18 protein-coding genes and 1 riboswitch are annotated in these 18,163 nt (G+C 64.7%); of the genes, 5 read left to right on the forward strand and 13 right to left on the reverse strand.

The genetic code is table 11. The features are described from left to right. The first annotated feature begins 401 nt into the window (after positions 1 to 401). Positions 402 to 704, forward strand: coding sequence for a DUF1905 domain-containing protein (locus tag QRN11_RS04195; RefSeq protein WP_142063365.1), 303 nt, complete (start codon positions 402 to 404; stop codon positions 702 to 704). Positions 705 to 803: 99 nt separating this feature from the next. Here the strand turns inward: QRN11_RS04195 and QRN11_RS04200 are convergent, their stop codons facing one another. Genes QRN11_RS04200 through QRN11_RS04210 form a run of 3 tightly spaced genes read right to left on the reverse strand, consistent with a single transcriptional unit; the run spans position 804 to position 2,698 of the window. Then, on the reverse strand, positions 804 to 2,012 hold the full coding sequence (locus QRN11_RS04200; RefSeq protein ID WP_142063368.1) for an O-succinylhomoserine sulfhydrylase: 1,209 nt from the start codon (positions 2,010 to 2,012) through the stop codon (positions 804 to 806). After that, entirely contained in the window at positions 2,013 to 2,423 is a 411-nt protein-coding gene (locus QRN11_RS04205) for a rhodanese-like domain-containing protein (protein WP_091423994.1), read from the reverse strand. Beyond that, positions 2,420 to 2,698 (reverse strand): DUF1737 domain-containing protein, encoded by a 279-nt coding sequence (locus tag QRN11_RS04210; protein WP_091423992.1) that lies wholly within the window; start codon positions 2,696 to 2,698, stop codon positions 2,420 to 2,422. The genes QRN11_RS04205 and QRN11_RS04210 overlap by 4 nt, the downstream gene beginning before the upstream one ends. A 13-nt stretch (positions 2,699 to 2,711) precedes the next feature. Continuing rightward, a riboswitch (SAM riboswitch) is annotated at positions 2,712 to 2,826 on the reverse strand. A 354-nt stretch (positions 2,827 to 3,180) separates the two neighbouring features. Between QRN11_RS04210 and opgC the strand changes: the two genes are divergently transcribed. Further along, positions 3,181 to 5,568 carry an OpgC domain-containing protein gene (gene opgC, locus QRN11_RS04215; protein ID WP_285249999.1) on the forward strand — a complete coding sequence of 796 codons (2,388 nt, stop codon included), beginning with the start codon at positions 3,181 to 3,183 and terminating at the stop codon, positions 5,566 to 5,568. Positions 5,569 to 5,682: 114 nt separating this feature from the next. On the opposite strand, the gene QRN11_RS04220 is transcribed toward opgC, so the two are convergent. After that, a complete protein-coding gene (locus QRN11_RS04220; protein ID WP_142063384.1) occupies positions 5,683 to 5,937 on the reverse strand; it encodes a hypothetical protein in 255 nt (84 codons plus the stop codon). 230 nt (positions 5,938 to 6,167) lie between these two features. Here QRN11_RS04220 and QRN11_RS04225 point away from each other — a divergent pair, with 230 nt between their 5' ends. Continuing rightward, positions 6,168 to 6,878, forward strand: a complete 711-nt coding sequence (locus QRN11_RS04225; protein WP_285250000.1) for a TetR/AcrR family transcriptional regulator C-terminal domain-containing protein — start codon at positions 6,168 to 6,170, stop codon at positions 6,876 to 6,878. 40 nt (positions 6,879 to 6,918) lie between these two features. On the opposite strand, the gene QRN11_RS04230 is transcribed toward QRN11_RS04225, so the two are convergent. Together QRN11_RS04230 and QRN11_RS04235 are read right to left on the reverse strand one after the other, a co-directional pair. Beyond that, positions 6,919 to 7,383, reverse strand: a complete 465-nt coding sequence (locus QRN11_RS04230) for a pyridoxamine 5'-phosphate oxidase family protein (protein WP_285250001.1) — start codon at positions 7,381 to 7,383, stop codon at positions 6,919 to 6,921. A 38-nt stretch (positions 7,384 to 7,421) separates the two neighbouring features. Then, positions 7,422 to 8,351, reverse strand: coding sequence for an aminodeoxychorismate lyase (locus QRN11_RS04235; RefSeq protein WP_285250002.1), 930 nt, complete (start codon positions 8,349 to 8,351; stop codon positions 7,422 to 7,424). Positions 8,352 to 8,447: 96 nt separating this feature from the next. Between QRN11_RS04235 and cls the strand changes: the two genes are divergently transcribed. Then, a complete protein-coding gene (cls, locus tag QRN11_RS04240; RefSeq protein WP_502935011.1) occupies positions 8,448 to 9,920 on the forward strand; it encodes a cardiolipin synthase in 1,473 nt (490 codons plus the stop codon). Positions 9,921 to 9,934: 14 nt separating this feature from the next. Here cls and QRN11_RS04245 read toward each other — a convergent pair whose 3' ends face one another. The 7 genes from QRN11_RS04245 to QRN11_RS04275 form a co-directional block, all read right to left on the reverse strand. Beyond that, a complete protein-coding gene (locus tag QRN11_RS04245; protein WP_285250004.1) occupies positions 9,935 to 12,052 on the reverse strand; it encodes a chorismate-binding protein in 2,118 nt (705 codons plus the stop codon). A gap of 76 nt (positions 12,053 to 12,128) precedes the next feature. Continuing rightward, positions 12,129 to 12,665 (reverse strand): low molecular weight protein-tyrosine-phosphatase, encoded by a 537-nt coding sequence (locus tag QRN11_RS04250; protein ID WP_285250005.1) that lies wholly within the window; start codon positions 12,663 to 12,665, stop codon positions 12,129 to 12,131. Positions 12,666 to 12,785: 120 nt separating this feature from the next. Beyond that, entirely contained in the window at positions 12,786 to 13,409 is a 624-nt protein-coding gene (locus QRN11_RS04255; protein WP_285250006.1) for a LysE family transporter, read from the reverse strand. A gap of 21 nt (positions 13,410 to 13,430) precedes the next feature. Continuing rightward, entirely contained in the window at positions 13,431 to 13,823 is a 393-nt protein-coding gene (locus QRN11_RS04260) for a type II toxin-antitoxin system VapC family toxin (protein ID WP_285250007.1), read from the reverse strand. Beyond that, entirely contained in the window at positions 13,820 to 14,119 is a 300-nt protein-coding gene (locus tag QRN11_RS04265) for a type II toxin-antitoxin system Phd/YefM family antitoxin (RefSeq protein WP_285250008.1), read from the reverse strand. Before QRN11_RS04265 ends, QRN11_RS04260 begins: the two co-directional genes overlap by 4 nt. Before the next feature lie 82 nt (positions 14,120 to 14,201). After that, a complete protein-coding gene (locus QRN11_RS04270; protein WP_091423963.1) occupies positions 14,202 to 15,020 on the reverse strand; it encodes a methyltransferase domain-containing protein in 819 nt (272 codons plus the stop codon). Positions 15,021 to 15,091: 71 nt separating this feature from the next. Next, the gene (locus tag QRN11_RS04275; protein ID WP_502935007.1) at positions 15,092 to 15,658 is read right to left on the reverse strand and encodes a MarR family winged helix-turn-helix transcriptional regulator; all 567 of its coding nucleotides are present in this window, start codon (positions 15,656 to 15,658) and stop codon (positions 15,092 to 15,094) included. 201 nt (positions 15,659 to 15,859) lie between these two features. Between QRN11_RS04275 and QRN11_RS04280 the strand changes: the two genes are divergently transcribed. Then, entirely contained in the window at positions 15,860 to 18,067 is a 2,208-nt protein-coding gene (locus QRN11_RS04280) for an MMPL family transporter (RefSeq protein ID WP_285250009.1), read from the forward strand. Positions 18,068 to 18,163 lie beyond the last annotated feature (96 nt).

Here is an 18,163-nt window from a genome sequence, read left to right on the forward strand (position 1 = left end):
ATAGCGACGCTGCAGCACATCCACAACAGCTCCGCCACAAGCAGCGGCGCCGGCAACGGTCTCAGCTTCCAGCCGCTGATCTTCGAGGAACAGGGCATCAAGCCGGGCAGTGGAGGCATGAATGCCTTCCATCGCTGCCGCCGTTCCCGTGCCGTTTCCCATACAAACATCTTCTAATGGGGGTCTGACAATTCTGGCGGGCATAGGTCCGGGGGCTGGTGGGGGTACAGGAGCAGCGGGCGAGGCAGGCGAAATCAGCACGTCACCGCCATGCTCGCCCGCAAGGATTCCCATAAAGACATCGTCTAATAGGGGTCTGACAGTTGTGGGGCAGGGGTGCCGGCGGCTCGAAACCCTTGGGTGCCTTTCATGCAGGGCCTGAAAAATGCCATACTCGGCGCGTGAAGCCGTCGTATTCCTTCAAGGCCGAACTCTGGCTCTATCCGGGCGAGGCTGGTTGGCATTTTCTGACCCTGCCTCCCGAGGTCGCAGATGACGTCCGGGTTCAAACTGCCGGTGCGAGCAAAGCGTTTGGCTCTATCAAGGTCACGGCCGAAACCGGTGGACACTCCTGGCAGACTTCCCTCTTCCGGGACACAAAGAGCGGCTCCTACCTGCTTCCCGTCAAAAAGGACATCAGGGACAAAGCCAAGATCGGCCAAGGCGACGAAGTAGTCGTCCACCTTTCTATATGGAACTTCTGAGCCCCCCTACACGGCGCAGGTTCCCGGCACAGGCGCACTAATGCAATCCAGCGCCCGAGCCGTGCCCGGACCCGGCACCGAACCGAGCCCCGGCCAGCACTAAATCTGCTTCAGTGCCTGTTCCAAATCGCCGATCAGGTCGTCCACGTCCTCAAGCCCCACGGACAGCCGAACAACTCCGTCACTGAGGCCGATGGCAGCGCGGCCTTCCGGCCCCATGGCGCGGTGCGTGGTGGTGGCCGGATGCGTAATCAGGGACTTGGAATCTCCCAGGTTGTTGGAGATGTCAATGATCCGCAAGGCGTCCAGCAGTGCAAAGGCGGCTTCCTTGCCGGAGCGCCCGCCCGATGGTGCCAGTTCGAGGGTGAGCACCGTTCCGCCGGCCTTCATCTGTTTGGCGGCAAGGCCGTATTGCGGGTGCGACTTCAGGAGCGGGTACTTCACCCAGCTCACTGCAGGCTGCTGCTCCAGCCACTCGGCGATCCGCAGCGCGGAGGCGGAGGAGTGGTTCACACGCAGGGCCATGGTCTCAAGGCCCTTGGTGAGGACCCAGGCGTTGAAGGCGGACAACGACGGACCGGTATGGCGCATGAGCTGCTTGACCGGACCTTCGATGAATTCCTTCGTTCCCAAAATCGCACCGCCCAGGACCCGGCCCTGGCCATCAATGTGCTTGGTCCCGGAGTAGACGATGACGTCGGCGCCCAACTGGCCGCAGCGCTGCAGCAGCGGAGTGGCAAAAACGTTGTCCACAACCACGGTGGCACCCGCCGCATGGGCGAGTTCGCTCACCGCGGCGATGTCCACGATCTCCTGCATGGGGTTGGACGGTGATTCGAAGAAAACGGCGGTGGTGGGCTGGGACAGGGCTTCGCGCCACTGGTCGAGGTCCGGGCCGTCCACAAAGACAGTCTCAACGCCCCACCGGGGCAGGATCTCGTTGAGGATCACAAAGCAGGAGCCAAAGAGTGAGCGGGCGGCGACCACGCGGTCGCCGGCAGCCAGCAAGGCGCCCAGGGCGGTGAAAACCGCCGACATGCCGGACGCGGTCGCAAAGCACGCTTCGGTGCCCTCAAGGAGTCGGAGCCGCTCCTGGAAGGTGGCCACAGAGGGGTTGCCGTAGCGGGAGTAGACAAAGCGCTCGTCCTCGCCGGTGAAGGCGCGCTCGGCAGCGGCGGCGGATTCATACACGAAGCCCGAGTTCAGGAACACCGCCTCGCTGGTTTCCTGGAAGTTGGTGCGGTCCAGTCCGCCGCGGACGGCCTGGGTGTCAGGGCTCCAGCCGGGGGCGTCTTCGTTGAAGGTCATTTAGTTCTTTCCCAGGTTGGTTGGCAGGCCGCGGTTCTTCCAGCCATTAACGGTGCGTTCGCCGTAGCGGTCCGGCTCGCCTTCGAAGCCCTCCAGCACGTTGTAGGAGGTGAAGCCGGCCTGTGTGGCGGCGATGGCGGCAGCGATGGACCGCTGGCCGGATCGGCACAGGAACAGCAGTTCAGTGGAGCCATCCTCGGGGGCCTGCAGGCTCAGGTCCTTGATGAAGTCGGGGTTAGGGATTCCGCCCGGGAAGGTCCACTGGATGAACAGGGGATCGTTGTCCGTGGCTTTGGTGTCCGGGATGCCGATATGGGCCCATTCACCCTCGGTGCGGACGTCCACCAGGATGGCACCCTGCTGTAGCTTGTCCCAGGCTTCCTGGGGAGTGAGGTCGCCGGCGTAGCTCATGCGTGGCCCTCGCCTGCGAACTCGAGGTCTTCGCCTGACAGTTCAAGCTCATCCACCGCAGTGGCCACCGCGGCATCAGCGGAAGCGATCGCTGCCGGCAGTACGACGGCCTGCGCCACGATGGCGGTGCTGCCGTTGAACGTGACGGCGGGGCTTCCGTGCAGCACATAGCCCTCGGCCAGGGCGGCGGAAATCCGCTCGCAGAAGGAGCGGTCATCAGGCCCCGTGATAAGGCGGTAGGCCAGTTTTTCTTCGTTGGCAGGGGCGTCTGACATGACGGATCTCCTTCTCTCACGCTTGCAGCTCGAATCGGTCGATATGCCGAGTATTCACCTGAGGCACCCCGCCGCGGAAGGAGGGTTGCCGACCGGCCAGTCAGGGCTTGGCGCCGGTACTCATTACTCCCCAAAAACGTAACACTTGGCACGTGGGCCCGCACCGCCGTCGTCGTCATGTTCCGTAACCGAAGCGCTGCTGGAGCAACTCGGGCGCACGTGCAGACGGTTCCCGGAACGGACGACGGCGGGAGTCACCACGGGCGGCTCAGGGCACCTGGCGCCCGTGGCTGCTTTCCGGGCAGATAGGGTTCTTGTGGGGCGCCGCCCCGGCAGTCGGAGCAAAGTCCTTGGGGGTCCTCATCAGTACGCCAACAGCCGCCGCACTGCAACACCTTTTAGGACACGGCCGTCTGCCAACTCGCCGCAGGCAACTCACCCGACAGTCCCTTCTCCGCGCCGCAGCTGCCCTTCTTGCCGCGATGCTGATTGCCGTCCTGGCAGTGATACTGCCCGCCGGGCCCGCCCGTGCTGCAGACACCGTCGCGGCCGAGGGCAAGCCGCTTCTGGGCGCAGTCCTCGAATGGGGCGAGGACACCGCGGCTGGCTTTACAGACAGGCTGGGAGCATCCCCGGCGCTCTTCGGGCATGACATCGCCCTACCCTTCCGCGGCTCGGAGGAGGAGAACATCAGGGGCTTCCTGGAGCAATCGGGGATGCAGGGCGCCCACGCCATGCTGACGGTCAAGCCCAGCATCGCCCTGGAGCAGGTCACCGCCGAGGCCGCCGCATCGTTTGCCGCCGAGGTACGGAAGCTGACTGCGAACTTCAAGGGCGAGGTGTTGATCCGCTTTGCCCCCGATATGAATGCCAGCTGGGTGGAGTGGGGCCAGCAGCCGGCCGCCTATCGGTCCGCCTTCCGGGCCGTCGCTGGGGCCTTTGAGGATACCGGCGGCCGTACGTCGATGGTGTGGGAGCCATACCTGGGAACGGGCTACCCATTTGTCCGGAACCGGAACGCTCCTGCGCCGGGCAGCGAGGGTTTCGCCCTCCTCGATAGCAACCGCGACGATGCGTGGAACGGTTCGGACGCGGCGTATGCCCCGTATTATCCCGGGGACGATGCCGTGGACTGGGTGGGTCTGACCGCGTTCCACGATGACACTGCCGGCGGGGCGCCGGTCAACACGGTGCCGCGGCCGAACGAACTGCAGGAAATGCTCACAACCTCCGGCGGGGAAGATTTCTACGCCACATATGCGGCAGGGAAGGACAAGCCGTTCGTCCTGCAGACCGCTGCGTTTTACAGCCCGGCATCCGGCGGCGCCTCGGATGTGGACATCAAGGCGGGCTGGTGGGACCAGGTCCTGGGTACGGCCACCTCCAGGGACTTCGCCAAAACGGCGGCCGTAGTCTGGGACGAGCGGACCAGCACCAGGGACACCGGGGTGGCAAGCATTGACTGGCTGCTCACCGGAAGCCCTGCGGTTGCGGCCGCCGCCCGGGACCGTCTAGAGACGTCCTCCATGGTGACCGGCCCGGTGACCCAGGTTGCGGCCGGCAGCGGATACGTCCGGGCCAACACACTCACCGGCGCCGCCGCCTGGACTGTGGGTGCGGCGCTGCTGATCCTCCTGGTGGCGTTGTGGCAGGTCCCCCGCAGGGTCAACACAGCAACTGCCTGGAGCTACACGGATCCTTCAAAGCGGGATTCGCGGGTGGACCTCCTGCGCGGCATGGCCATTGTGTTTGTGGTGGTGAACCACCTGGGCATGACGTCGCTGTTCCAGCTGTTGACCCAGGAAGCTGTGGGTTTCGTTTCCGGGGCCGAGCTTTTTGTCCTCTTCTCGGGCATCGTGGTGGGCATGGTCTATGGACCCAGGGTGAACGCGGACTTCGGAACCGTGGTGGACCTGACATCCCGGCGGGCAGGCAAGCTCTATGTAACGGCGCTCGCCGTGCTGATCGGCGTCTTCCTGATCTCCCTGGTGCCTGTGTTCCAGACCGATGCACTGACCACCTTCGTTGACCAGGGAACCGGCGGCGCGGGCCACAACGGCGCCGGCCGCACCTATGACCTCTACGCGGGAATGGGCTCGTTGTTCCAGTTCCCGGTGCCTCCGCAGGTCCTGCCCGCCATCCTGCTGCTGCAATTCGGTCCCTGGCAGTTCAACGTCATGGGCCTCTACGTGGTGTTGCTGCTCGTCAGCCCGCTCATCCTTGCCGCGCTTAACCGGGGCAAGGCCGTGTGGGTGCTGGCCGGCACCCTGGCCGTGTATGCGGTAGGGGCTGTCACCAGGTTCCGGATCCTGCCCTCGCAGTTTGAGGACTCATTCCCGTTGCTGGTATGGCAGGTCCTGTTTGTGGTCGGCCTCGTGGCCGGCTTCCACCGGCAGCGCATCGTTTCGTGGCTCACTGACCACACCTGGGTTGTGGGAGTCTGCACGGCTGCCGCGTTCGCCTTCGCGTTCCTGTCCTGGGGCAACCCCTATTTGGCCAACGGCTTCGACGTACGGCTGGCCATCATTCCGGACACGGTGTACCGGAGCATGTACGACCTCTTCTTTGGCCGCACCTACCTGGCTCCCGGCCGACTCCTGAACGTCCTGGTGCTGGTGGTAGCCGCCTACGCATTCCTGACGGCCTACTGGAAGCCGGTGGCACGCGCCCTTGGCTGGTTCCTGATTCCATTGGGCCGGGCCACCCTGTACGTCTTCATCATCCATGTGGTCCTCATTGCCGTCATCGCCAACATACCGGCACTGCGCCAGGGCGACATTTGGATCAACACAGCGGCGTACGCATTGGTCCTGGGGCTCCTCTGGGTGATGGTCCGGACGCGGTTCCTCTTCCGCATCATCCCCACCTGAGGGCTTCGCAGGGAGGGCCGCGGGCCGGCCGGCAGGGAGCATTAACGCGAAAGGCGTGAACACCTGCCCCGCCGGGGACAGTGTTCACGCCTTTTTTGGCGCATTACGAGGCGCTTAGACGAGCCCCGGGTAGCTCGTCAGGATGTAATCCGCGGCTGCGGGGCCCTTCATGCGCAGGCCGCTGTGACCTGCGGGCATGCGGTGTTTCATGGCTGCCCAGAAAACAGACTCTTTGCCGGGCTTCTGCTGGTTAATGAAGCACCAGCTGGTGTACAGGCCGTAAAGGCGGTCGTCGTCGAGGCTGTGGTCGTAGGCCTTATCCAGGTGGGTGGCTTCTTGGAGGAAAAGATCGAACTGCGAATGTGCCATGACGGCGTCCCTTCGCTACGTGCGTGGTGCCGCCGTTCGGCTACAGCAGCGGGAACTCAAAGCCGTGCACAAGGCAATGGAGTGTTGATCGAGTCTTTGGGAATCGATGGTCCAAGGCGGCGCTAACACCTTGTCTACGCTGTAGACTGTACCCGTAGACTACATATACGGCAAGCGTCTGGAATTATGTTCAGGCCGCACATGCCGCTAGTTCCAGAACGGAAAAACACATGCCGCCGCCAAAGACTTCAGGCACTGAAGACCGCGCCCGCAAGGCCCGGCTCAGCCGTGAGCTGGTGCTGGCCAAAGCGCTCGAACTGGTGGACGCCGAAGGCCTGGACGCACTGACCATGCGCCGCCTTGGCCAGGAACTGGGCCGCGACCCCATGAGCCTCTACCGCTATGCGGAGAACCGGGCAGCGTTGCTTGACGGAGTCTCGGAGCTGGTACTTAACGACTTGTCGATTCAGTCAGAGGACCCCGACTGGAAAGCGCAGCTGCGGCAGATTGCGCACAATCTCCGCCAGCTCGCGCTTGAACACCCCAACGTAGTGCCGCTGCTGGTCACGCGGCCGCTCTCTACGCCGCTGGGGCTGAGGCCATTGGGCACGCTGCGCCCGCTGGAGCAGATCCTCTCCCTGCTCAGCGGGGCCGGGTTTGATCCGGCCGGGGCGCTGCATGTCTACCGCGCCTACTATGGCTTCCTCTACGGCCACATCCTGAACGAACTGCAGGAGTTTGTGGTGGATCCGGAAGAAAACGAAGCGCTCTTGCGGCTCGGGCTGCACAGGCTCCCGGCCAAGGAATTTCCCCGGCTCAGGGCGCTGGCGCCGAACCTTTCCGAATACGACGGAGAAAAAGAGCTGGACCAGGGCCTGACCATCCTGCTCACAGGGCTTGAAGGGCAGCTCTCCAAGAAGCCGGTTCGCTCGTCCGCCTAGGGGAACGCCCGCTGCACGAGGGGCTGCTGGCCAAAGGCATTTACTCGAAGGACGCGCGGCGCCGGTCAGTACTGCGCGTGTTCCAGACGTCCGGTGTGTTCACCTTGAAGCGGCGGCCCGTCAGCGCCCGTGCTGACAACCTGATGTAGTGGGCTTTCTCGCCCGGCTCCCACGGCTCCAGCCCCAGGCTGTCCACCGCGTCCTTGTCAGCCTGGTCCTCGATGATGCCCGTATCCCCGCGCACCACCACGCTCCACGCTTCTTCCGTGTGGGGGTCGTAGCCATCGATCTCCAGGGCGGCGGGCCGTTCCTCCTTGGCGTTCCACAGCTTGGTCACGCCGGAGGTCCGGAAGACGATGCTCCGGCGGTGCACCACGTAATTGACCGGGAAAATCTCGGGGTGTCCGTCCACAACCAGTGCGAGCCGGCCCAGCGTGTCACCTTCAAGCAGTTCCCAGCAGTCGTCAAAGGTCAGTTTCCCGGTGTGCTCCGCGTCAGGGTTCATGACCATACCCTAAGGCCATGCTTAGTACCCGGGAAAGGTTACTGAATGCCGGCGAAAAGCTCGTTCAGCTCGGCAGTCAGCTCCTTCTGTAGTGAGGGCGTGCCGATTTCCTTGCCATCGATCCGGTTTACCGGCGCCAGCATCCGCACGCTGGAGATCAGCCAGACGGCGTCGGCGTCCAGCAGGTCCTGCGGCTCCAGCGGCCCGTAGCCCAACTCCCAGCCGGCGGCCTTGGCAGCGGCGAACAGCGCGCCTTGCGAGGTGCCGGGGAGGATGCCGCTGTCCAGAAGGGGCGTGATGAGGCGCTTAAGGGATGTCCCGTCGTCGGACGTTTCCACGTGTGCCATCAGCACGGTGGACGTGGGGCCCTCAAGCACGCGGCCATCGGAGGAAGTAAAGATGACGTCGTCAGCGCCCTGCTTGCGGGCGTAACGGAGGGCGGCCATGTTGACCGCGTAGGAGAGGGTCTTGGCGCCCAGCAGCAGCCAGGGGGCGCGCTCGGCAACATCGCTGTCGTAACCGCGGTCCAACAGAATGACGTCGATGCCGGTCTCGCGCTGGCGGCGGCCGGCAGCACCGGCAGGGGACACCTGCACCCAGGCGGTAGGGGCGGACGCTCCCTCCACACCGCGGGTCACAACGAGCTTCACCACCAGTTCGTCGTCGGTGGCGGAGGCGGGCGGGTGCTGGGCCCGGTGCTCGGACACCGCTGCGGCGATGGCGCGGCGCCACTCATCCTCGCCGGGAATTGCCAGATCCAGCGCCCCAGCAGAACCGGCAAGGCGGTCCAGATGTGCCTGGATCTTCCGGACAGTACCCCCCACGGCGAGCATGGTCTCAAAGATTCCGTCGCCCCGGGTGGCGCCCTGGTCCGTCACCAGCAGCTGGGGACTGGACGCATCGGCAAACCGGCCGTCAGGGAAGGCGGGATCGAGGAAGGCGAGAACCACGGCGGCTGGAGAGGTCATGGGTCCAGCTTAGTGCGGCGCTCACGGATAAGCTGGGCGGAGTGCCCTGGCCGGAACCCGTCCGCCGGGAGCCGTCCTCCGGGGGTTATTCACGTGTTGTGGCCATTTTCGCTTGCCGGCACCGCTCCGACGTGGGTGGTGGTGCTGCTGGCCGTCGCCGACCTGGTGATCAGGGTGCTCGCGGTTGGCATCATCCCCGGCAACCGCCGGCCCACTACCGCCATGGCATGGCTGCTGGGGATCTTCTTTGTCCCGTTCGTGGGCATCATCCTGTTCCTGCTGTTCGGCAACTTCAAGCTGTCCAGCCGCCGACGGCAGCAGCAGCAACAGGTCAATGAAAGGGTGAGGGCCGGAATTTCCTCCCTGGCCGACGTCGAAAGCGACTATCCCGGACCGGAATGGGTGCGTTCCGCTGCGGAATTGAACCGGCGGCTGGGTTCGCTGCCGATGGTGGACGGAAACTCCGTGGACCTGATCCCGGGCTACCCGGACTCGATCCTTGAGATGACCAAGGCGGTGCGGAACGCGAAGAAGTTCGTCAACGCCGAGTTCTACATCATGAGCACGGACCACATCACTGACGACCTGATGACCGCCCTGGAGGAAGCCGCCGAACGTGGTGTTGAAGTCCGGGTGCTGTTCGACCACATCGGCACCCTCCGCGTGAAGGGCTACCGTAACCTGCTCAAGCGGCTTCGGGCCGGCAAAATCCAGTGGAAGCGCATGCTTCCGTTGCTGCCCATCCATGGCCAGTGGCGCCGTCCGGACCTGCGCAACCACCGCAAGATCATGGTGATCGACGGCGAAATCGCCTTTACCGGCTCGCAGAACCTGATCGAGCCCTCCTACAACAACCCCCGCCACCGGAAGGCCGGCCGTGAATGGGTGGAGCTGATGGCGTGCCTTCGCGGACCCATCGTCACCACCTTAAACGTTGTTTTTGCCACGGACTGGCTGAGCGAAACCGACGAGTCCCTGGAGCACCAGCTGCAGCTGCCGGCCAACCCGCACCCGGGCAACGTCACGGCCCAGGTAGTGCCCAGCGGCCCGGGCTTCATCACCGAGAACAACCTGCGGCTGTTCAACACGCTCATCTATTCGGCCCAGCATAAGATTTCCATCTGCAGCCCGTACTTCGTCCCGGACGATTCCCTTCTCTACGCCATCACCACTGCCGCGCAGCGGGGCGTGGACGTGGAGCTGTTCGTCTCGGAGAAGGGCGATCAGTTCCTGGTCCATCACGCCCAGAGCTCATACTATGAGGCCCTGCTGGAGGCCGGCGTCCGGATCTACCTGTACAAGGCCCCGTTTGTGCTCCACGCCAAGCACTTCACCATTGACGACGAGGTTGCCGTTCTCGGTTCGTCCAACATGGACATGCGCTCGTTCTCGCTCAACCTTGAGGTGTCGGTGATGCTGCTGGGGGAGGACATTGTCACCAAGATGCGCGCCATCGAGGACACTTACCGGGACATCTCGCATGAGCTCAAGCTGGCCGACTGGATCAAGCGGCCCCTGGCCACGCGGTACGTGGACAACGTGGCCAGGCTGACGGCGACGGTCCAGTAGCGGCTCGAAGAGTGTCAGGCGTCGGGGAACTCTGCACCCAGTGTGGAGAGGACGCCGAAGGCCTTGGTGCGGATTTCCTCGTATTCCTCGTCCTGGACTGAGTCGGCCGTGATGGCGCCGCCGACGCCGAGGGTCAGATCTGCGGTCCCGTCACCTGCGCGGTTGATCACCAGGGTCCGGATGGCGACGGCGAGGTCCGTGGCGCCATTCAGCGAGAAGTAGCCGATGGCCCCGGAATAGAGCCCGCGTGAGCCGCCTTCCAGCCGGTCCAGGATGGCCATGGTGCTGATTTTCGGTGCGCCGGTCATGGAGCCTGCCGGGAAGCATGCTGCCACGGCCTCGGCCCGGGAGGATCCGCGCTGCAGCCGGGCGTCGATGGTGCTCACCATCTGGTGGACGGTGGCGTAACTTTCGATGGCGCAGAGCCGGCTGACGGTCACGGAGCCGGGGACGGCGAAGTGGCTGAGGTCGTTCCGCAGCAGGTCCACGATCATGATGTTCTCGGCGCGGTCCTTCAACGACGTCGCAAGGTCAGTGCGCAGCGCCGCGTCTTCAGCCGGATTGGAGGCGCGGCGGCGGGTTCCCTTGATGGGTTCGGCGCGCATGCCGCCGTCGGACGCAATCTTCAGGAAGCGCTCGGGGGAGGTGCTGGCCACGGCCAGGCTGCCGAACCGGAAGTAGCTGGCAAAAGGCGCCGGGTTTTTCCGGCGGAGGGCGAGGTACGTCGGCCAGGGGTCGAGCGCAGTTGCGGGAATCCGGGCTGACAACGTGGTGGTCAGGCAGACCTCGTAGGTATTCCCCTCGGCAATTTCGTACTGGGCGGCCGCAATCTTCTCCCGGTACGCGGCGCCGGTATCGCGGCTTGTGAACCTGGCCGCTTGGGGAAGGACGACGCCGGTGCTGCCGCCGGCTGGGGTGGCATCGCCCGCCCGGGCTTCAGGGACGGCAGCCTCTTCGACCGCCGTACGGGCCTTGTCTAACCATTCCGGGCCATCCAGTGCGTCCAGGGCCAGCAACCACGCGGTGCCTTCGGCGTGGTCCAGGACCACGGCCCTGCTTGCGAAGATCAGGGCAGCATCGGGGGTGGGGGCGGAATGATCGGTTCCGCCGGTTTCCCGTTTGAGTTCGTAGCCCAGGCATCCGAGCCATCCCAGTGTGAATTCGCCTGGGTAGCCATCCGGGGTGCTGACCGAAGCATCGCCCCACACGGTGTCCAGCCAGCGGAAGAATGTGCCTTCCACCGTCGCTGATGCGTTGCCGGCCTGGATACTGGTGACGCCCGAACGGTGCGACACCTTCTGGCCCAACAGCCCGCCGTCGTCCGCAATGATGCTGAATCGGCTGCGTTCAGCGGCGGCCGATTCGGCCTGGTCCTCCCCGGCGGGGGCAGCATGGCGGGCCTTGGGAAAGTTCACGGCCGGAGCGCCGGCGTTGGACGAGTCCAGCCAGACGGCGTTGGCGGAAGTGCCATAGAGGGCGTTGAACAGGGTGGCTGCGTCCGGGCGCGCGTCCAGACGTTCGGCATGTATACCCAGGCCGCGCCGGGCCGAGAGTTCGGGAGCCAGTACGGGGGCCAGCGCGGGAAGGTACGGAAGGAGCTGCAGCACGTCCCTCGGGGCGGACCCGTCAGCGCGGTTCAGCACGCGCACGTCCGCGTGCTCCGGGACGTCGTCGCCGCGCAGCCATTCCTCTTCTTGCGCCGCCCATTGGTCCCAATAGGGTTCGTAGGTTCCGCCGTCACGCTCCAACGCGCGCGTCCTGCGGATGTCATCCGGGGAGTCAGCCCAGATGACGGCGCTGAGCAGGGGCCTGGCCGCGGCGGCGGCGGCCCCCACTCCCTCAACGATCACAATCTCGGCGGGCAGCGTGACGCGGGAGTCGCCGTCGTAATGTCTTTCCCAGTCCCAGCTGGTCCACGTGGCCGCCCCGCCAAGGCTCAGCGGTTCCAGGACTGTGGCGACATAGCGGTCGATGCCGGCCAACAGGCCGTTCCAGCCCGGGTAGATGTCCTCAAGGTGGAACAGGGAGACCTTGTGGTGGGCGCGCAGCTGTGCCGCCAGTTCGATGGCGAGGGTGGTTTTGCCTGCCCCCGAGCGCCCGTCGATGGCGATGATGACGGGGGCTGGGCTCATGGATTAGAGCGTACCGGTATCCCTGCCAGGCTTTCACTTTCGATTGAGCCGGCCCTGCCGGAGCAGGGCCTGGGACTTATGCCTGCCGCTGGAGCTGCGTGTTTTTCAGGACGGCCCCTTTGATGTATTCCACCAGGCCGGGGAGGGCGTTATGGACCTGGTGCCAGACGACGTCGAAGTCGGCCTGCCCGCCGTACCAGGGGTCCTCAATGCCCTGGTCCAGCAGGTCTTTGTCAGCCAGCCGCGGATCAAAGCTGCGCAGCATGCGGATTTTGTTCCTGGATTCCTGGTCCGGGGCGGACTCGCTGAGCCAGGCGTGGTGGTCAATGTCCAGTGCGAGGATCAGGTCCCGTTCCTGGAACCACGAGTGCTGCCACTCGCGGGCGATGTGTTTGTCCCAGTTGAGCTGTGTCGCGCCGAGGCGGCGGGCCGCGCGTGGATCTATCGGCCGGCCTGCCTCATAGCCGGTAGTACCCGCAGAATCAACGGTCACCAGGCCCTCAAGCCCTTCGCGTTCCAGAGCCGCGGCGAGCATCAGCTCAGCCATGGGGGACCGGCAGATGTTCCCGGTGCAGACGGCGATAACACGGTATGGGCTCGACGCTGAGTTCATAAGCTAAGCATGCGTGCTAATGAGCCCTGTTGGCTAGCGGTGAGTTCATAATGCATGACTATTTTGTAAAGAAACTGTGCTTATCCGTCATCGCCCTGCTGCCGCGTGGCTCAGGGGTGCTCAGTGGAGGAAGGCCAGCAGGATTCCCACGGCGACAAACAGAACGCCGAATGAGCGGTTGAGGACCAGCTGCCCGCGGGCGCTGTGGGTGAACCGCTCAAAGGATCTGGCGGCCGCCGCGAAGAAGAACCACATCACCAGGACGTCGATGGCGACGATCGTTGCCGTCAACACCGCGTACTGGGCCAGGAGGGGTTGTTCAGGCCGGATGAACTGGGGCATAAAGGCCAGGAAGAAGATGATGGCCTTTGGATTCAGCAGATTTACCCAGAATCCACGCCGGAAGATGGACCAGGCGGGCTCGTTCTGAAGGCCGGCGATTTTCTCCTGCTCGAGATCCGGCTTGGCGAGGAATTGCCGGATGCCCAGATACACCAGGTAGGCAGCGCCTGAATAGCGGATGACATTGAAGGCGATAGGCGAGCTGGCCACCAGGACGCCCACGCCAAGGGCCACGATCACCACATGGATCACCAGTGCTGCCTGCTGGCCGAGGATTCCCCACATGGAGCGCCGGAACCCGGAGTTCAGTGAATTGCTCATGGTGTTGATGGCCCCTGCGCCGGGGGTGAAACTGATCAGGACGCCGGCGCCGGCCAGGGTGAGCCACAGGGAAAATTGCACCAGCCAAGTTTAGTGCCGCAATCACCAGAGGGTTGCCACGGGTCCGAACGCCTGCAGGTCTTCATCCGCGGTAACGAGGGTAAGCCCCTCCACCATCGCCTGGGCAGCGAGCATTCGGTCGAAGGGATCCTTGTGGTCCCAGTCCAGTTGTCCTGCCGCCAGGGTGTGGGGAGACGAGACAGCGAGCTCAGAGGCGTAGAGGTGGGCAACCTGCCGGCCAAAGCTCGTCACGATTGCCGCTCCAAAAGGCAACTTTCCTTGCCGGTGCTTGTAGGACAGCTCGTAAGCGGTGACCGGGGAGACGAAGACTTGGTTTTCCAGTTTGGTAATGGAACTCCTGGCCTTGGTGGACAGCCTCTTGGGTTCCGCGACCGCCCACAGGAAAACGTGGGTATCCAAGAGCAGCCGCATCATTGGGCGGCACCCATCTCCTCGTCGCTCCAAGGCTCGTAGAACTCATCAGGAATGTGAAGGGGGCCCAGGAATCCCAGTTCCCGCTTATGGGGGCGTTCGATCTTTACCAGCCGGGCAACAGGCCTTCCGGCTTTGGCAATGACCACATCCTCGCCGTTTTCCACTTGGTTCAACAGCTCGGACAAACGCGTTTTTGCTTCCTGGACGTTGTACTGTCCCATGTTGACCAAGTCTACTTGGTCAACCTCCACTGTGTATGGTTCTGCCCAGTATTCGTTGTCGCCGTAGTAGCTCATGGGCCGACGATATTCCCGGGCAGCAACCAGCGGCAGCCCGCAAAGTGGCTATGTGGATATTGGCGCTGGCGCTTGCCGTTAACTAGGCACGCGCGATGACCTCGCCGTTGGGAATCAGGAACCAGCCGTCGTCCGTGGAGCCCCAGCGGTGCCAGCCGGCAGAGATCCTGGCCAGGTCCGCGGGATTGGCGAAGCCGTATTCGAGGGCCTGCTCGGCGAAGGCGGAATGGAGCACCCGCTCGCCCCAGACGCGCGCCTGCCACCGCCGCTGCTGTCCCGTGGCGTAAAGCCAGTTGCTGCTGGTGGGCGCGACGTCGGTGAAGCCTGCTGACTGGGCCCAGCTCACCAGCCGCCGCCCGGCGTCGGGCTCTGCTCCGTTCCTGCGCGCGATGCGCTGGTAAAGCTCCATCCACTCATCCAGCTCAGGGATGGCGGGGTACCAGCTCATGCCGTGGAAGTCGGCGTCGCGCACCGCCACAATTCCGCCCGGCTTCGCTACCCGGCGCATCTCCCGCAGCGCCTCCACAGGATCCGTCAGGTGCTGGAGCACCTGGTGGGCGTGGACGACGTCGAACGTTTCGTCTTCGAAGGGGAGGTCGTAGATGTTGCCGGCAACGAATTCGACGTTCGCTACTTCACGCTCTACGGCGAGGGCCTTGGCCTGGGCAATGATGTCCGGCGAGCGGTCCAGGCCGATGACCTTGCCGGGGCTCACCAAGCCAGCGAAATCGCAGGTGATGCTGCCCGGGCCGCAGCCGACGTCGAGCAGGGCAGTTCCGGGGGTGAGGTGCGGCAGGACAAACGCGGCCGAATTCTCGGCGGTCCTGGCGGCATGGGCGCGGACCACCGATTCGTGGTGGCCGTGCGTGTAAACGTCGTCTTCGGGCTGCTGCGCGCTCATAAGCAAACGCTACCCCCAACTGGGTTGCGCTAAGTGTCGTTTTGCCGCGTCAAAACGACACTTGCTGCTACTTACTTGGGGTGGGCGGGGGAACTGGGTGCGCCGGACGGTTCTTCCCGGGCTGCCACCGTGGCTTCCACCATCGCGATCATAAAGCGGGTGACTGTTTCCAGTTCCTCGGGGGAGAAGTGGGCCATCGCGCTGCCCATGTGGCGTGCGAGCGGAGCGAAAATGGCGCCGCCTTCCTCGAAGGCCTTGGGCGTCATCCGGAGGTGGACCTGCCGGCGGTCGGAGATGTCCCGCTCCCGCACGACATGTCCCGAGTTGTCCAGTCTGTCAATCAGTGCGGTGGTGGCCGGAGAGCTGAGGTTCAGCTCCTTCCGCAGCAGCCCGGGCGTGACGCTGCCCCCGCTTGCAGTGTGCCGCATGATGACTGCCAGCGCATTCAGGTCCGTCCGGTGCATGTCCTTCCGCCCGCCCGCCGCGTCCACGTAGCGGTTGGCTTCGAGCGTGAACTCCTGAAGGATCCGGATCAGCGGGTGGGGGCCGGCGCCGCGGGGCGGTCCCTGAAGCGGTGCGCCCCGCGCGGGCCGGCCCTCGGGAGGTTCGGGCGCGGCGGGAGTCCTGTTGCCAGCCACGTCCACCTCCAGATTCTTACCGCACGAGTCATTGCCGGGCGAAGCGCCTGCAGCGCCCGGCCGTACTGACGGATATTACTTCAGCCGCGGGGGCGCTCGGGGCATCGGCCGCAAAAGAAAAGCTAGGCCAGCACTTATCTCCATGATGGAGATACTCTACTATGGAATCAATCCTACTCCCGTCGCTGTCCGGAAGGCATCATGAAATCCCATTCCCCGGCCAAAGAGCGCGTGCCATTCTGGCTGCGCTGGCTGGTCCCCGTCATCCTCGTGCTGGCCTGGCTGGTGCTCGCAGGCGTGGGCGGACCCACGTTCGGCCGCCTGGACGAAGTCTCGTCCAACGACCAGGCATCGTTCCTGCCTGCCAGTGCCGAGGCCACCGAGGCCCAGGACTGGCAATCGAAGTTCCGCGATTCGGACGAGGTGCCCGGCGTTATCGTCCTCGAAGGCGACCAGCCCCTTAGTCCCGCGCAGCTCGCCGGAGCAGCAGCTCTCCGTGCAGAGCTGGAAGGGCTCCAGGCGGGCAGCGCGGTGATCGGGCCCATCCCGTCTGAGGACGGGAGGGCGGTTCAGTTCATCGTCCCGATTGACTCTTCCAAAGAGGTGAAGGAGGTTGTCCAGGAACTGCGGGACACCGTCGCAGAATCAGCCCCGGAGGGCATCAAAACGTATGTCACCGGTCCCGCAGGACTGGCAGCTGACCTCACGGCGGCATTCGCAGGCATCGATGGGATCCTCCTGCTGGTGGCGCTGGGAGCCGTGTTTGTAATCCTGCTGGTGGTGTACCGCTCGCTCCTGCTGCCCATCGTGGTGCTGCTGACCTCCGTGTTCGCGCTTTGTGCGGCCATCCTGCTGGTTTTCGGCATGGCCAAGGCCGGTTGGATCCAGCTCAACGGGCAGAGCCAGGGCATCCTTTCCATCCTGGTGATCGGTGCCGCCACTGACTACGCCCTGCTGTTCGTGGCAAGGTTCCGGGAAGCCTTGACCCACACCACCAACCGCACCGCTGCCGTGCTGAAAGCCTGGATGGCCTCCTTCGAGCCCATCCTGGCCTCCGGCGCCACCGTGATCATCGCGCTCCTGTGCCTGCTCTTCTCCGACCTGAACTCCAACAAGGCGCTGGGTCCCGTGGCCGCGGCCGGCATCCTCTGCTCGCTGTTTGCGGCCCTCACCCTGCTTCCCGCCCTAATGGCACTCCTGGGCCGCGCTGCATTCTGGCCGTTCCGGCCCAAGCTCGTCCCCGCGGACCAGCGTGAACCGGAGCTTGTTACCGGGCTCGAAGGCCAGAAAGGGTTGTGGCGTGCTACCGGCTCCCTGGTTTCGCGCCGGCCGCGGGCTGTCTGGGTGGCCTCGGTCCTGCTGCTGGTGGTTGCCGCAGGCGGCCTGCTCCAACTGAAGGCCAACGGTGTCCCGCAGACGGACGTTATCCTCACGGCGTCCAACGCCGTGGACGGCCAGGACGCGCTGGCGCGCCATTTCGACGCCGGCAGCGGCAGCCCCGCCGTCGTGATTGCGGACCGGGGAAAGGCGCAGGAAGTGCTGGACGCAGTAAAGGCGGCCGACGGCGTCGGTGAGGCTTATCTGCTGGCCCAAGGTTCTGTGCCCATCACCGGAGCCCCGGGAGCTCCCACCGCCCCTGACGTCCGCGACGGAAAGGTGCTGATCAACGCCACACTGAACAACGCAGCGGATTCACTGGAGGCTGAGGAGACGGTTAAGGCTCTTCGCGAAAATGTGAAGTCCGTGGATCCCGGCGCGCTCGTGGGTGGCGTGACCGCGACTGCGCTGGATACCAATACCACCGCCCAGCGCGACCTGGTGATCATCATCCCGGTTGTCCTGACCGTGATCCTCCTGATCCTCATGCTGCTGCTGCGCTCGGTTGTGGCGCCGGTCCTGCTGGTGCTCTCGGTGGTGCTGTCCTACGCCGCGGCCATGGGTGTTTCCGCATTCGTCTTCAACAACATCCTTGGCTTCCCAGGCGCAGATGCCACCGTTCCCCTGTTCGGCTTCGTGTTCCTGGTGGCGCTGGGCGTGGACTACAACATCTTCCTGATGAGCCGGGTCCGCGAGGAATCCCGGAAGCACGGCACGCGGCCCGGCATCCTTCGCGGGCTTGGTGTGACCGGGGGCGTGATCACCTCCGCCGGGGTGGTCCTGGCCGCCACGTTCGCGGCGCTGGGGGTCATTCCGATCATGTTCCTGGTGCAGCTCGCGTTCATCGTGGCCTTCGGAGTGCTGCTGGACACGGTTTTGGTGCGCTCGCTGCTGGTCCCCGCCCTCGCTTACGACATCGGTCCGCGGATCTGGTGGCCGGGCAAGCTGGGGCGGCCGGATCTGGACGCCGCAGCGCAGCGCGACTCCAGCGACAGTCCCGAAACCGATCTTGAAGGCGCCGGACGCCGGTAGTCCCGCTCCCGGCGTCACGCACAGCATGCTTTTGGGCTCCCGTCATCGCCGCGGTCCCGGTTTTCCGGGCTCGCGGCGGCGCTGCCGGGCTAAAAG

The organism is Pseudarthrobacter sp. fls2-241-R2A-168 (genome assembly GCF_030209335.1).
Classification (GTDB): domain Bacteria; phylum Actinomycetota; class Actinomycetes; order Actinomycetales; family Micrococcaceae; genus Arthrobacter.